Genomic DNA, 15,596 nt, shown 5'->3' on the forward strand with positions numbered 1-15,596 from the left:
GCGTTCTGGGGAGGTTGACCGGAGTTAGGAATTAGGAGAGGCTGGAGGCTGGAGGCTGGAAGCCATCTAAAGCAGGGCTTTCTCGGCTGCGGTGGCCGGACGTTTTTGCTGCCGTTCTTCGACGTATAGCAGACTGGGATCGGGTTGATCCGAGTTGATAAAATGGCGGAAGCGCTTTGCTTTTTCTGGATTCTCGATCGTCGCTTTCCATTCGCATTGGTAGGTATCGACAAGGTGCTGCATTTGGGCTTCCAGTTCGGCAGCAATGCCCAGTGAATCTTCCACAATCACCTGCTTCAGATAGTCCAGACCGCCTTCTAATTTGTTGAACCAGGTGGCGGTACGTTCTAGGCGATCGGCAGTGCGAATGTAGAAGATCAAAAACCGATCAAGATATTGAATCAGCGCAGTTTTATCAAGGTCTGCCGCTAATAACACTGCATGTTGAGGCTTGATGCCGCCGTTGCCGCAGACATAGAGATTCCAACCTTTCTCAGTGGCAATAACGCCAAAGTCTTTACTTTGAGCTTCGGCACATTCCCGAGTGCATCCGGACACTGCCGACTTGAGCTTATGAGGTGAACGCAGGCCGCGATAGCGCAACTCTAGCTCGACTGCCAAACTGGTCGAGTCTTGCACCCCAAACCGGCACCAGGTGCTGCCAACGCAGGATTTCACGGTTCGCAATGCTTTGCCATAGGCATGTCCCGACTCAAAGCCAGCATCGATCAAGCGTCGCCAGATCTGCGGCAGTTGATCCACCCGTGCCCCAAACAAATCGATCCGCTGGCCACCGGTAATTTTGGTGTACAGCCCAAACTCTTGAGCCACTTGCCCCAGCGCAATCAGTTTTTCGGGAGTAATTTCGCCTCCCGGCACTCTGGGCACAACCGAATAGGTGCCGTCTTTCTGAATATTCGCCAGGAAATAATCGTTGGTGTCCTGTAAACTCAGGTGCTGCGATTCTAGAATATGTTCATTCCAGGTAGAAGCTAGCATCGACGCGACAGCGGGCTTGCAGATTTCGCAGCCCCGGCCTTGGCCAAACTGGTGCAGCAACTGGTCGAAGGACTTGATTTGATGCAGGCGCAGCAGGTGATACAGCTCTTGACGCGAATAGGGGAAATGCTCGCACAGGTGATTTTTCACCTCTAGTCCGGCTTTGCGCATTTCGGATTTGAGCAAATCGGTGACGAGGGGCACACAGCCGCCGCATCCGGTTCCAGCATTGGTGCATTTCTTGACGCTAGGCAAATCCGTCAGGTGATGCTCGCGAATCGCGGCGCAGATCGCTGCCTTGCTGACATTGTTGCAGGAGCAAATTTGGGCCGAATCGGGTAGGTTATCAACCCCAATAGCGGTAGATTGGCCAGTGCGGGGTGGCAGCAGCAAATCTTCGGGATGGGGCGGCAGCGCGATGTTGTTTTGCATCAATTGTAGCAGCGTGCCATAGGCCGAGGCATCGCCCACCAGAATCCCGCCCAAAATGTGGTCGCCTGCGGCGTTGAGCACCAGCTTTTTATAAATTCCCTGGACCGTATCCGTAATGGTCACTTCCCTAGCGCCGACTGTCCGACCAAAGGCATCGCCGAAACTGGCGACATCCACCCCCAGCAATTTGAGTTTGGTGGACATATCGGCCCCGGTAAACTGGCTCGTGGCGCTGTTGCTCAAGGTAGCGGCTACCACGTCGGCCATTGTGTAACCCGGTGCGACGAGACCGTAGATGCGATTTTGATAAAGTGCACATTCGCCGATTGCGTAGATATTTGGATCAGAGGTTTGACAGGCTTCGTTAATCACAATTCCGCCTCGCTCACCCACCGCTAGCCCGCACTGCCGCGCCAGTTCATCTCTGGGTCGGATGCCTGCGGAAAACACGATCAAATCGGTAGCTAGTTCGCTGCCGTCGGCAAACCGCATTTTGGTTAACTTGCCATTTTCGCTGACAATCTCAGTGGTAGATTTGCTGATATGAACCGTCACGCCCAAGGCTTCTATTTTCTCCTTCAAAATGGCGCTGCCAGCATCATCGATTTGCATCGGCATTAAGCGGGGCGCAAATTCAACAACGTGGGTATTTAGCCCTAAATTCTTGACCGCATTGGCCGCTTCCAATCCCAACAATCCGCCGCCGATTACCACGCCTGTCGAGCACTGTTTCGCGTAAGCTGCAATCGCTTCTAGATCATCAATTGTACGATAGACAAAGGTTCCGGCTGTATCGTTTCCGGTGATGGGCGGCACAAAGGGGTAAGAACCCGTTGCCAGCACGAGTTTGTCGTAGGGTACAGCTAAGCCATTGGCCGAGATGACAATTTGGGCATCCCGATCAATCGCAACAGCTCGATCCCCTAGGTGAACTTGAATGCCGTTTTCTTGATAGAAACCAGGTTGAACCAGAGACAGATCACCTGCTGTTTTGCCGGCAAAAAAGCTGCTGAGATTGACTCGGTCGTAGGCCACTCGTGACTCTTCACAAAAGGTAATCAAATTCCAATTTTGATGGTTTTGTTTGGCGACCATCAGCTCTAGAAACTTATGGCCGACCATGCCATTGCCAATCACAACTAAATTCTTTTTTGCTGTCATAGAGGTTTGTCCATCTCGCTAGTTGCCACTGTAATTGTTTGATTTCACAAATTCAATACCATTTCCGGGGATCGATGTAAGATTTGCATTGTATTTTGTTTAATTTTGCATGTTTGACATCTTTCTAAGCAGCTATTCGTTTTGATTAAAAACTGCGTTACAAGAAGTTGTTACAAAAAATTTCATCATTCGTGAAAATGATACTCTCTGCAAAGGTTGCTTAACGTCAGATTAATTCAGCTCAAATTAATTCAGCTCAATGCTGCAAAACACAACGCTCTGATTGACTGACAAATCGTTTGGCTATGGCAGTTCTAGACGCGATGACGATAGCCTGCCATCAGGCATAGCGGCTTCTCGTATAGTAATCGCTGCTATTACAAAGCAAATCGGCGACTCGGCCGAGCTTCGTCGGCCCGTTGAGTGGCCCGCGAAGGCAGGTTTGGTCTGTGTAGGCGTGGCTTTAGCCGCCTGATTCGTCACAAACTCAGGATGGGATTAAATGCACTGCGCTATTTCTGCCTGACTCAGGAGGGTATGAAGATTCACCACTTCACCGACTACAACAATGGCAGGTGCTTCAAACTGGTTGCTAATCGCCTGCTCTACAATCGTCGCCAACGTACCCAGCAATGTTTCCTGCTCTGGTCGCGTGCCCCAGCGAACTAGCGCGACCGGCGTTTCAGAACTGAGTCCTGCTGTTGTGAGTTGCTCCACAATGTAACCCAGATTGTGAATACCCATGTAAACCACAATCGTTTCCGAGGCATGGGCAATGGCCTGCCAGTTGACTTGAGGCCGATATTTTCCGACTGATTCATGGCCGGTGACAAACGTAACCGAAGAACTATACCGGCGATGAGTTAAGGGAATACCTGCGTAGGCAGGAGCTGCAATACCAGAAGTGATACCTGGAACTACTTCTACGGATACACCGGCATGAATCAAATCCTCCATTTCCTCGCCACCCCGACCAAACACAAACGGATCGCCGCCTTTGAGCCGCACCACGACCCCATGAGTTTTGGCTTTTTCGATCAAAAGCTGGGTGGTTTCCTCCTGGGGCAACGAGTGCCGTCCCCGCCGTTTTCCGGCATTGATCTGTTCGGCTTGGGGGTTGATCATCGCCAGAATCGCTGGACTAACCAGAGCATCGTAGATTACAACATCGGCATGCTCGAGCAGCACTTTTGCCTTCAGGGTCAGCAAACTGGGATCGCCAGGACCGGCACCAACCAGATACACTTTGCCAGCATAGAAATGATGGGATGAGGTAGAAAATTGATCAGATAGGACCGCACAATTCATGGGTGGCAAATAGGATAGGAGGACGCTAAAGCAGATGCAGGCAGACTGTTAGAGAATATTTGCAAGCAGATGGTTCAAACTGGCAGAAAATTGCAGACAGGCAGCATTGGCTCAGCCAAGAAATAGTAGGTGTCAAGGAATGCTAAATGGGCGAAACCAAGTAGCTCGCTGCTCTGAGAAGCGATGTAAGCTGTAGCGGCCATCAATGATTGATAGTGACTAATGGGTTGATAGTAACTAATGACTGTGGGTGGTGACTGTAGATGGTGAGTGTGGATGATGACTGTAGGTGGAAACAGAAGTAGCCGCCTATTTATTCGTCTTACTTTAAGGTATTAAGTCTGCTTCAGAAAACCAGTAGTCATCGCTACAGTTTCGTTGAGATTTATGAAGGTTTTGCATTTACCTATCCTGATTTTGCATTTTCGCCAGAATTATCCAAAATAGGCTAGATTTCAGACAGCTTTGAGGAGCCGCCATGCCCCGGAATGTCACCCCTGCTATGCTCGATACCAAAACGCCTCCAGATGTGATTATTCGCGCCGAGGCTCGCCGTCCTGTCACCGATCCCACGCTAGGAATTCCGGTTCAGGTGGATCGGTCGGGTCGTCCCCGCCATCGCCTGGTCACGATTGGTGATTCCCTCACCCAAGGCTTTCAGAGTGGCGCTATTTTTAATACCCACCTGTCCTATCCGGCTCTGATTGCCCAGGAATTGGGGAATACAACCTTCCGGTTTCCCAGCTATGGCGGACCGGGTGACGGCCTGCCTTTGAACCTAGAGCGATTGGTGCGGGAACTGGAAAAGCGCTTTGGCGACACGCTGGACTGGTGGGAGTTTGCGCCTGGTCTAATTGTGGTGCGCGAGTTTCTCGACCAGGTGGAGGACTACTGGGAGCGGGGAGAAGGCGCGGTTTTACCGGACCCTCAGCAGCCGATGAACCACAATTTGGCGGTTTATGGCTGGGATCTGCGCAATACCCTCTCGCGCAACGCCGATCTCTGTTTGGATGTGATCGAAGCCAATCCACCGCAGGATGACTTTTTGAATCAAATCGTCGAGAATGCCAACGAACGAGCGGCTCTGCGGGTGCTGCACTCGGCTCGCGATGCTAGAGACCGTGCTTTGTCTCCCCTGCGAGCTGCTGCCGCTTTAGGAGCCGAAGGAACGCTGGAAACCGGCAACGGCGATGGCATTGAAACCCTGATCGTAATGATTGGGTCCAACAACGCCCTGGGCAGTATCCTCACCTTCAACGTGGCCTGGAGCGATGTCGGCTACGATGACATGGCCCGCAACGACCGCTACACCGTCTGGCGTCCGATCCACTTTCAGGCCGAGTGGGAAAAAATTGTGGCCGAGCTGAAACAGATTCGCGCTCGTCATATCATTGTTGCCACCGTTCCCCATGTGACGATTGCTCCCCTGGCTCGTGGCGTCGGCGGTAAAATCGAGCCGGGTTCGCGCTATTTCCCCTACTACACCTATCCCTGGTTAGACAACAACAGTTTTGATCCGAGGCGAAATCTCAATATTACCGGCCAGGAAGCCCGCGCCATCGATAGCGCCATCGACCAGTACAACGACATGATCACAGCGTCGGTACAGCAAGCCCGTCAGGAAGGTCGAGATTGGTATTTGTTTGACTTGGCGGGGCTGCTGGATCGGGTTGCCTATCGTCGCTATTTTCAGGATCCCGCTGCTCGGCCCTCTTGGTGGGAGGAGGTAGGAGGAGCCTATGTGCTGCCCCCTGCTCTGATGGCCCTTTCGCCGCCGCCCGATTCCCGCTTTTTTGAGTCCGACCGCAACGGACGCCGCCAGGGCGGGATCTTTTCCCTCGATGGCATTCACCCCACCACGATTGCCTATGGCGTCATGGCCCAAGAGCTGATCAAAGTGATGCAGCTTGCAGGGGTGAAATTCTACCAACCCGATGGCACAGCCGAGCGACAGGGCCAGGTGGAAATCAACTTTCAGCGCTTGATTGAGCAAGATACGTTGATCTCCAACCCGCCCAAAGCCCTCTCTAGTGGCCTCAGCCTGATCGGGTGGCTAGACAAAAACTTCAATATTTTTGGGCGGCTGTTGCGCTCTAGTTTTTGAGACAGAGGAGAACCCATCAGACAAACGAAAGCCGGGGTGATGAGGTCCCGGCTCTGGATGGAATGGTTCGACCAACAGCAGCGGCAATCGCAGATAAGCTCTCGGCTAGGTTGGCCATCTCGTCTAACGACAAGGCCTGACGCGCATCAGAGACTGACTTCTCTGGCTCTGGATGGCATTCGACAATTACACCATCAGCCCCGCAGGCCACCGCCGCTCTAGCCAGATCGGCCACCAGCTCCCGCTTTCCGGCTGCATGGCTGGGATCGACAATCACCGGCAGGTGGGTGATTTGCTTCAGGGCCACCACCGCACCCAAATCAAGGACATTGCGCGTGTAGGTATCGAAACTGCGGATGCCGCGTTCGCACAGGATTACGTTGGGATTTCCATGACTCAGAATGTATTCGGCAGCCATGACGAATTCTTCGATCGTCGCCGCCAAACCGCGCTTTAACAATACGGGTTTATTAATTTCACCTAGAGCTTTTAATAAGTCAAAATTTTGCATATTGCGGCTCCCCACTTGCAGCACGTCAGCATAGGTGGCAATCGCTTCGATTTGGGAAATCGCCATCACCTCGGTGATCACCGGCAATCCAGAACGTTCCCGCACTGCTGCTAAGATTTTGAGTCCTTCTAGTCCTAACCCCTGAAAGTCATAGGGTGAGGTCCGGGGCTTATACACCCCACCGCGTATGGCCTGCACCGGAGCCATCACCAGCCGGCTAGCAACCGCTTCCATCTGGGCTTGGCTTTCAACGGCACAGGGGCCGCCTACTATCAGAAGATCACTGCCACCGACGCTGGCCTGCTCAGAGATTTGCACAATCGTTTGGTGGTCGGGGCTGGTTTTGAGGGTGAGTTTTGCTTTCTGCATGGAAGGATCCTTGTGGTGAGTTTTGAGTTTCAGGGGTTGAGTATTGATATCAAATCCAATCGAATCGATCAGTAGAAGCGTTTTGGCAAAACGCCTGTACAATCCAGCGTTAAATGGGTAGAGGCATTTTCCCAAAACGCCTGTACAATCCAGCGTTAAATGGTAGAGGCATTTTGCGAAACACCTGTGTTCAAATTAGGGCGATTGGTCAGATTTGCTGTGAATTAGGGAGGCAATCAGAATTAAAAAACCCGGTTCCTTGCGGTTCCGGGCTGCCTGAGCATTTGCATGACCATTTCACCCGGATGTTTTCCTGGTCCAAAAAAAGTAAAAACCAAACCAATTTGCGAGTGAGTGAGTCATCGAAGTGTCCTCAGGCTGGGGTCGAGTGGGTCAATCAGTGGACTAGTAGAACTAATAAAGCAAAAACCGCAGAGTTCGTTCTGCGGTTCACCAAGAGGTTCATAACAAACTGAACTCACCCCTGGTGAACCTCCGTAAAAAACCAAAAGTAAAAGTATTGGCTGGAGTGCAGCATAGACTCTCGGATTTGCGATCAAAAATTAACTTACTGCTAACCGTAGCAAAGTCTACAGAAGTCCGTCAAGTACCCGGTTGGGGCAGGTCGGTTTATTGCTGCCATTTTGGCAGGAGAGCAATGGGTTTGCTGACCGCGTCTATTGTAGAGTGGGCCTATTGCCTTAAGTATCTAGTAAGTCGCTGTAGAACTCGGAGAAACTTGCCATGCCGCCAGAAACAATTCGAGCCTTAGTAGACGCCTACTTTACCCAGCTTCAAGCCATGAACCCACAAGCGTGGGCTGAGAATTTCACTGAGGATGCACTGATTTACGATCCGGTTGGCAATCCACCCAGCAAGCCGCGCGAAAACGCCGAAGAATTTTTTAGCCTGCTGACACTCGCGTTCAAACAACTCCAGCTCTCGCAGGATCATGTCTTTATCAATAGCAACCAAGCTGCCGTCAAATGGACCATGCGAGCTGAGGGCAAAAGCGGTAAGCGGGGAACGGCTGAAGGAATTAGTGTGTTTGTGATGCGAGACAATAAAATTCAACAGGTTTCATCCTATTGGGATGACAAGGCGATGATGGCGCAAATCAGAGGGTAAGTGCAAGCTTGAATGATTAAAGTGCAGGCAGCTTGACTACACCAGCGAGACGCCCGCACTCCAGAATCACCAAATTCAGTTGCCCTGGATTTCTAAGAATGGGGCTGGTCAATCACCTCAGCGCCTTCGTTCAAAAACTGGGACGCATCCTTAAAGCTTTGGCCGATTCGCTCTAGCAATTTTGCATCCGGATCCGAGCGGTTGATCGAAGGCTGCGGTTTGACCGGGATTTGGCCCGGATCCCATAGTTCTTTTTGTCGCTCTGGGCTGACAAAGTCATTGACACTACCAGCAGATTTCGCCTTATCGGATCCAGGATAGAGCAAGCCATCGGCTCCGTTGGGTTCAGCCACGGCTACAAGCAGCGCGAGCGGCAGGCTGGATTGGTCGTTGCGGTGAGCGGCAGGGTCGGTAGACATCTTGTACTTGGTGTAGCTATCGCCGCCCATTTTGTAGGGGTTGTTTTGTCCACCCATTTGAACAGCGGGATTATCAGGCTTTGCGCCCATTTCATTTCCCGTGCTACAGGCGGTTGTGATAAATAACACGGATACGGCAAATAAGATCGTGAGGAGGCTACCCATCGAGAGCCGTTTCAGAAATGCGGTAATTTTCTGCATAGGAATCCCTTGCGGTTGAATAGAGCTATCAATTGCTTTCCTAGCCTAAAAAGGAGTGACAAGCGGTTTCCTCTCACGCAAGGCGCATCTCTCAGTTGCCAATGTGAGTAATGGTTGTATCGCTCTTGCTCTGCCAGGTGCCAAGCATCACCAATACGGGACACCAATGCGGGATGCCCTAGGTCTGAGCTAGGTCTGAGCGGATGACTGCGGCTACATTTGAGGATGCCGAGGGCGCGGCCAACTCAGTCAAGTGTGTGACAAGCTACCGTAGAGATAGCCATATAAGGTTAAATAATTGTTTTGGAGCAGACATTTTTGACTGCGTCATCCTGCTGGCTGGAGAGGTGAATAGAATGCTGGAATCTTATCGTCAACATGTTGCAGAGCGGGCAGCTTTGGGAATTCCGCCCCTGCCCTTGTCTGCGGAACAAGCATCGGCTTTGTGCGACTTGCTGAAACATCCTCCGGCAGGCGAGGAAGAAATGCTGCTGGACCTGCTGCGCAATCGGATTCCACCGGGTGTGGATCAGGCAGCTTATGTGAAGGCGGGCTTTTTGACGGCGGTAGCAAAGGGCGAGGTGACCAGTCCGTTAGTGTCGCCGCAACAGGCCGTGGAACTCCTGGGAACCATGATGGGCGGCTATAACGTGCAGTCGCTGATCGATCTGCTGCAATCCGACAATCTTGATATTGCTAACGAAGCCTCCTGTGCCCTCAGCAAGATTCTGTTGGTATACGATGCGTTTCACGATGTGCAGGAGCTGGCCGAAAGCGGCAATCTCTATGCCCAGCAGGTGATGAATTCCTGGGCCAATGCCGAATGGTTTATCAGCCGACCGGAGCTGCCGGAAGCCATTACGGTGACGGTATTTAAGGTGCCCGGTGAAACCAACACCGACGATTTGTCTCCGGCTCCCCACGCCACCACCCGCCCCGATATTCCCCTACACGCCACGGTGATGCTAGAAACCCGCATGCCCGGTGCACTGGATACCATCGCAGAACTGAAGCAAAAGGGGCATCCGGTGGCCTATGTCGGCGATGTGGTGGGAACCGGCTCGTCTCGTAAATCCGCAATCAACTCGGTGCTGTGGCATATCGGCGATGACATTCCGTTTGTGCCCAACAAGCGCTCTGGTGGCTATATTCTGGGCGGCAAGATTGCGCCGATTTTCTTCAACACCGCTGAAGATTCGGGGGCGTTGCCCATCGAGTGTGATGTCACCCAGATGGAAACCGGCGATGTAATCACGATCTATCCCTACAAGGGTGAAATTACTAATGCATCCGGCGAGGTGATTTCCCGCTTCGGCCTCAAGCCCGACACAATTTTGGATGAAGTGCGAGCTGGCGGTCGGATTCCGCTGCTGATTGGCCGCACCCTGACCGACAAAACCCGCGCCGCAATGGGTCTAGAGCCGAGTCCGCTGTTTATTCGTCCCAGGCAGCCTACCGACACCGGCAAGGGCTACACGCTGGCCCAGAAAATGGTCGGGAAAGCCTGCGGTCTGTCAGGAGTGCGTCCGGGAACATCCTGTGAGCCGGTCATGACCACGGTCGGATCCCAGGACACCACTGGTCCGATGACCCGCGATGAGTTGAAGGAATTGGCCTGTCTTGGTTTTAGCGCCGATCTGGTAATGCAGAGCTTTTGCCATACCGCCGCCTATCCCAAACCGGTCGATATTAAAACCCACCACGAACTGCCCGACTTTATTACCGCACGGGGCGGGGTGTCGCTGCGTCCCGGCGATGGGATTATTCACTCCTGGCTGAACCGGATGCTGCTGCCCGACACGGTAGGCACTGGCGGCGATTCCCACACCCGCTTTCCCTTGGGAATTTCCTTCCCAGCAGGATCTGGCTTGGTGGCGTTTGCGGCGGCTCTGGGCGTCATGCCTCTGGATATGCCCGAATCGGTGCTGGTGCGGTTTACAGGTCAGTTACAGCCCGGTGTGACGCTGCGGGATATCGTCAATGCCATTCCCTATGTCGCCATCCAGAAGGGACTCCTCACCGTTGAGAAGCAAAATAAAAAGAACGTCTTCTCCGGACGGATCATGGAAATGGAAGGCTTACCCGACCTGAAGCTAGAGCAGGCATTTGAGCTAACCGACGCCACGGCAGAACGCTCCTGCGCCGGATGCACAATCAAACTCAGCCCCGATACGGTGGCCGAATACCTGCGCTCGAATGTGGCGCTGCTGAAGAACATGGTGGCTCGCGGCTATGGCGATGCCCGCACGATTTTGCGCCGAGTGGCGAAGATGGAGCAGTGGTTGGCCAATCCCTCGCTGATGGAAGCCGATCCGGATGCCGAATATGTAGAAACGATCGAAGTCAATTTAGATCAGATTAAAGAACCGCTCGTGGCTGCTCCCAACGATCCGGACAACATTAAACTGATGTCGGCATGTGCCGGTGACCCGATCCATGAGGTGTTCATTGGCTCCTGTATGACCAATATCGGCCACTACCGCGCTGCCGCCAAAATTCTGGAAGGGGCCGGTCCGGTGAAGGTGCGGCTGTGGATTTGTCCACCGACCCGTATGGATGAAAAACAGCTGCGGGAAGAAGGGATGTATGGCATTTTTGCTGCTGCTGGAGCCAGAACCGAGATGCCGGGATGTTCGCTTTGTATGGGTAATCAGGCTCGCGTGGCCGATGGTGTCACGGTCTTCTCGACTTCGACGCGCAACTTCAACAACCGCATGGGCAAAGATGCTAAAGTCTATCTCGGCTCGGCGGAACTGGCGGCGGTGTGTGCGCTGCTGGGACGAGTCCCGACCGTTGAGGAATATATGGAGATCGTCCAGAACAAAATCGATCCGTTCGCGTCTGATCTCTATCGATATCTCAACTTCGATCAAATTGCTGGATTTGAGGATGAGGGCCGCGTGATTCCGCTAGAGGAAATGCCGCGCATCGAGGATATTCTAGGCATGCCTACGGCAGCTCGGTAATTTTCGCTGTTTAATCATTTGATTTGTTGAGTTGTATTACTAATTACCTACATAAGAAAGCATCTCTCAGTAGTGAGGATGCTTTCTTATGATCTCTTTGTGTGCTTCAATTTCAAAATCCTGATGAATGACTTTGTGAACGAGCGGAATGACCTTCTTTGCAGAGCCAGCTAACGACAGGTTCACTAGAACGCGCCTGTGATATTCGTGGTCAGGGACTGAAGGTAAGATAGAGACAACAGGGGTAGTACGTTCAGGATAAAGAAAAGGAAACTGACGTGGATCATTAGAAGCAAGCGTTCTACTCACCTCAATGGCGCGAACCTTGCCATCTAATCCGCGTACGGTCTATGTCACTTTGATGCCTTCTGGTCCAAGCAGAAGATAAGGGGGCAAAATAGAATAAGGTACGAGGGGTGTGGGGGCACGGCCCCTGCACTCCATTTTTTGTACTTCATTGGCCTGGAAAAGGCTGTATGCTGCCTCATCATCCTGATCGGCGGCAGAGTTTTCTAAAGTACCCACGCGGGTAATGTCAAAGACTGAATGCCACTTGCAGAATAAATATGGCTGAATGGCACTTGCTTCTAAACAGATTGTAGGCAGCAATACACACCTTAAGGAATGTATAAGTTTAGACCGAACTTTTTACGTCAGCGCTAGATTATACGCATTCTGGTGCCGAGAAATGAGCACGCCCATTCATCTTTCACCGGTATATTCAGTTTAGAATTCCATTGCCAGATGGGTTCAGTGTTGCCTACTCTGACTCAGAACGCTGAATGCATTGCCAATCCCAAGGGTGCTGCCAGATGACAAGGACATGTTCCAGCAAACAACTCTAAGGATTGCTATGAAAATTGCTACAGAGCTACGAAGCGTAATTGCAGAAACCGAGAAACGGTATGATGCACGGCAGGATAAACGTCAAGAAATAAAGAGCAAGCTAGATGCGAGTGAACTGCTTCAGGCAGATTCCCCAGAACGGGTGCAAAAGCGGCTACAGCGATTGGGAGTAGAACGATTCACGGCAGAAGCTTTGATCGATGGTAGGCAGCCCCTGCCCTCTGTTCCCCAAACTGCTAGCGGATTTGACCTAGAGCGACTCCTTTGGAAAAATGACCTGATGCGCGTCAGCTATCTAGAGCAGGGTACTCAGATTGCCCGGTCCGTAGGCCGAATTCAGATTAAAGACGCGAGTGGCAGGCTGGTTGGTTATGGTACTGGTTTTCTGGTTTCACCGCAGCTCTTGATAACTAACAACCATGTTTTGTCTAGCCGTCAGGAGGCTTCTTCTAGCCACGTTGAGTTTAACTACCAACTTGGGTTAGACGGTAAACCGCTCACCTCTGTCTTCTTCGACCTGGATCCCAATACCTTCTTTATTACCGATGAACTGCTCGACTATACCTTAGTTGCGGTCAAAAGTGTCAATCGGAGTGGCGCTGACCTCAGCCGCTTCGGCTGGTATCGCCTAATTGAAGCAGAAGGCAAAATCATCATTGGTGAGTCTGTCAGCATCATTCAACATCCTAGCGGTGAACTTAAGCAGGTAGCATTGCGGGAAAATCAGCTCATTGATGTCCTGCCGAACTTTCTGCACTATCAGACCGATACGGCTCCTGGATCCTCTGGTTCCCCTGTATTCAATGACCAATGGGAAGTGGTGGCTCTGCACCACTCAGGCGTGCCGGAGCGCGATAATCGGGGGCGCATTCTCAACATTGATGGTCAGGTTTGGCAGGAGGAGGAGGGCGAACATAGGATCGCCTGGAAAGCAAACGAAGGGGTGCGAATTAGTCGAATCATTAAGCACATCAAAGCTCAACCCCTTTCTAGCCTTGCCAAGAAGTTGAGAAAACAAATGTTTGAAGCTAACCCTGTTCCGCCTGTTGCTCCCAAAGTAGAGGCTGATGCTACAGAGTTGGCGGTTTCTATAGCGGACGATGGTACTGCAACCTGGACAATTCCACTGCAGGTGTCTGTGCAGTTAGGGCAACCAGTCATGGCAACGGGCCGTCCAGTCCACTCGGTTAACGGAAACGGCTCGCAAAGACAGCAGGCTGAAGACGACAGCTTGGAAGCAGCCCTTGCGGAGCTGCGAGAGGCAGCTCGAAAACCCTACTACGACCAGGAGCAAGATGAACAGGAGCGAGACGCCTACTATGGTGACTTGATCGACAGCGCTGATTCACTTGACTCCGATGAGCTGTATCAGGAACTGAGCGATTTGCTCAGCCGCACCCATAGGAAGAAGCTGAACTACAAACCCAGCAGCCATGTCTATCCCTGGGTTGACCTGCACCCTGACCTCAAAATTCGCAGCATCTATTCCGGCCAAACCTTTGATCCAGCAGACCTGATTCGAGAAGATTTTCGCACTGAGCAACTGCGGGCATTGCGGGAACATGACTTGAAACTGCGGGAATCGACCTTGTCCCGAGAGCGATATGCCCAAGAGCTTGCTCTGCTGGAGGCGAGCCTACCATACAACTGTGAGCATGTAGTGCCCCAATCCTGGTTCAACAGGGCTGAACCGATGCGCGGTGACCTGCACCATTTATTTGCTTGTGAAGTTCGCTGCAACAGTTTCCGCAGCAACCATCCGTTTATTGATTTCGATGACTATGAGGAGCGGGACATCATCCGCGATGGGTGCGGCAAACTTTCTGGCAGCCAATTTGAACCCAGCCAGGGGAAAGGAGCAGTGGCACGGGCCACGCTTTATTTCTTGTTACGCTATCCAGGTGATATCGACAACGCTGTGAACGAATATAAAGTTGAGCGAATTGAAACACTGCTGGAATGGCACGCTAAGTTTCCGCCAACCGAGTATGAGAAGCATCGCAATGCGGCCATCTATGAAAAGCAGGGGAACCGCAATCCGCTGATTGACTTCCCTGAATGGGGCGACAGAATCAAATTTAGTTTAGGACTTGGCTAAGCATTAAGTTATTTCCGTCTGATTTACCTCGATTGCTGCGTTGGTGATCGAGGTATTGTTCTAGAGGAGCTAGAAACGTGCAAATGGTGCCTTGTCGCTCTCCTAATCTTGTGGTTAGTTTCTTCCTGGGCATTACTTAATCCAACGTGAGTTCGGGTTAAATAGGCTCAGGCAAAAAGGTATCAGGGATGAGGGATGGTTTCTTGGGCTGATGGCAGTAGGCAATTAATCCACAGACCAGATTGACCAAGCAGTTGACGGGTGAACGATGACGAGAATGCTCAATCTGAGAAATGTTCTTCAACTGGTCAATCACCGATTCAATAATGGCTCGTCGCCGTAGGAGCAGCTTATCTGCCAATGGCATCAAGCGGTTCTTCATATTCCGTTTGAGCTTGGTAATCAGTTGAATTCCCCAATCGTGCCACAGTTGCAGGGCGAGTTTCTGGGAGACATAGCCCCGGTCGCCAAACACTTTGCCGAAAAGCTGTTGCAGCAATTGGGGAACTGGCTGACGGTCATCGACATTGCCAGGGGTGAGGATCGCGTTGAGCAACTCTCCTTGCTCGTTCATCACCAGATGCAGCTTAAAGCCGAAGAACCAGTCCACCGACGTTTTGCCTCTAGCAGCTAGAGGCTTGAATACCTTGTGAGAGGCGATGCGGCGGTTATGGCAAACCTTGATACTGGTCGAATCCATAAAGCTGATGCCCGTACAGCGTCCGAAGCAGTGGCGCAAGTAGGCGCACAGGGGAATGAGGGTCGATGGCATCCACTCCACGAAGCGTTGGTAACTGACTAATCGAGGAAAGGCTTTGCGCCAGTAACGACAGACGAACTGGGTATAAAACCACTTGAAGTTGCGATAGGCCGACTGATGGAAGGCAATCAAGATTGTCATCATCTCGCTTAAGCTGCGGCTGCGGGAGCGGGAACGACGCTGTAGTCCTTCGCCCAATAAGTGCTGCTGCCAGCGCGGTTCAAACCATCGGCAAAAATCATCGACATGGCAAAAAAGGGCTTCTAAACTAAGCATAGGGTGGTCAGATGCGTT

The 15,596-nt window shown here is 52.0% G+C and carries 9 protein-coding genes; 4 read left to right on the top strand and 5 right to left on the bottom strand.

What is annotated here, in order from left to right; genetic code table 11:
* Positions 1 to 66 precede the first annotated feature (66 nt).
* Together nirB and cobA are read right to left on the bottom strand one after the other, a co-directional pair.
* Entirely contained in the window at positions 67 to 2,592 is a 2,526-nt protein-coding gene (gene nirB, locus HJG54_RS16555) for a nitrite reductase large subunit NirB (RefSeq protein ID WP_316430054.1), read from the bottom strand.
* Positions 2,593 to 3,090: 498 nt separating this feature from the next.
* Positions 3,091 to 3,900 carry a uroporphyrinogen-III C-methyltransferase gene (gene cobA, locus HJG54_RS16560; protein WP_316430056.1) on the bottom strand — a complete coding sequence of 270 codons (810 nt, stop codon included), beginning with the start codon at positions 3,898 to 3,900 and terminating at the stop codon, positions 3,091 to 3,093.
* A gap of 478 nt (positions 3,901 to 4,378) precedes the next feature.
* Here cobA and HJG54_RS16565 point away from each other — a divergent pair, with 478 nt between their 5' ends.
* Complete coding sequence (locus HJG54_RS16565; protein WP_316430057.1) at positions 4,379 to 6,004, top strand: hypothetical protein; 1,626 nt, start codon at positions 4,379 to 4,381, stop codon at positions 6,002 to 6,004.
* Positions 6,005 to 6,020: 16 nt separating this feature from the next.
* On the opposite strand, the gene HJG54_RS16570 is transcribed toward HJG54_RS16565, so the two are convergent.
* Positions 6,021 to 7,019 (bottom strand): bifunctional 3-deoxy-7-phosphoheptulonate synthase/chorismate mutase, encoded by a 999-nt coding sequence (locus tag HJG54_RS16570; RefSeq protein ID WP_316430059.1) that lies wholly within the window; start codon positions 7,017 to 7,019, stop codon positions 6,021 to 6,023.
* Positions 7,020 to 7,628: 609 nt separating this feature from the next.
* On the opposite strand from HJG54_RS16570, the gene HJG54_RS16575 reads away from it, so the two are divergent.
* Positions 7,629 to 8,012: a nuclear transport factor 2 family protein gene (locus tag HJG54_RS16575; protein WP_316430060.1), complete on the top strand. Its 384-nt coding sequence runs from the start codon at positions 7,629 to 7,631 to the stop codon at positions 8,010 to 8,012.
* Between the two features lie 92 nt (positions 8,013 to 8,104).
* On the opposite strand, the gene HJG54_RS16580 is transcribed toward HJG54_RS16575, so the two are convergent.
* Entirely contained in the window at positions 8,105 to 8,632 is a 528-nt protein-coding gene (locus tag HJG54_RS16580) for a DUF6658 family protein (protein WP_316430062.1), read from the bottom strand.
* Positions 8,633 to 8,988: 356 nt separating this feature from the next.
* On the opposite strand from HJG54_RS16580, the gene acnB reads away from it, so the two are divergent.
* Positions 8,989 to 11,598, top strand: coding sequence for a bifunctional aconitate hydratase 2/2-methylisocitrate dehydratase (gene acnB, locus HJG54_RS16585; protein WP_316430065.1), 2,610 nt, complete (start codon positions 8,989 to 8,991; stop codon positions 11,596 to 11,598).
* An 853-nt stretch (positions 11,599 to 12,451) separates the two neighbouring features.
* Positions 12,452 to 14,542, top strand: a complete 2,091-nt coding sequence (locus HJG54_RS16590) for an endonuclease (protein ID WP_316430066.1) — start codon at positions 12,452 to 12,454, stop codon at positions 14,540 to 14,542.
* A gap of 157 nt (positions 14,543 to 14,699) precedes the next feature.
* Here the strand turns inward: HJG54_RS16590 and HJG54_RS16595 are convergent, their stop codons facing one another.
* On the bottom strand, positions 14,700 to 15,578 hold the full coding sequence (locus HJG54_RS16595; protein WP_316429998.1) for an IS982 family transposase: 879 nt from the start codon (positions 15,576 to 15,578) through the stop codon (positions 14,700 to 14,702).
* Between the last annotated feature and the right edge of the window lie 18 nt (positions 15,579 to 15,596).

Source organism: Leptolyngbya sp. NK1-12, assembly GCF_032598965.1.
Taxonomy (GTDB): Bacteria; Cyanobacteriota; Cyanobacteriia; order Elainellales; family Elainellaceae; genus Elainella.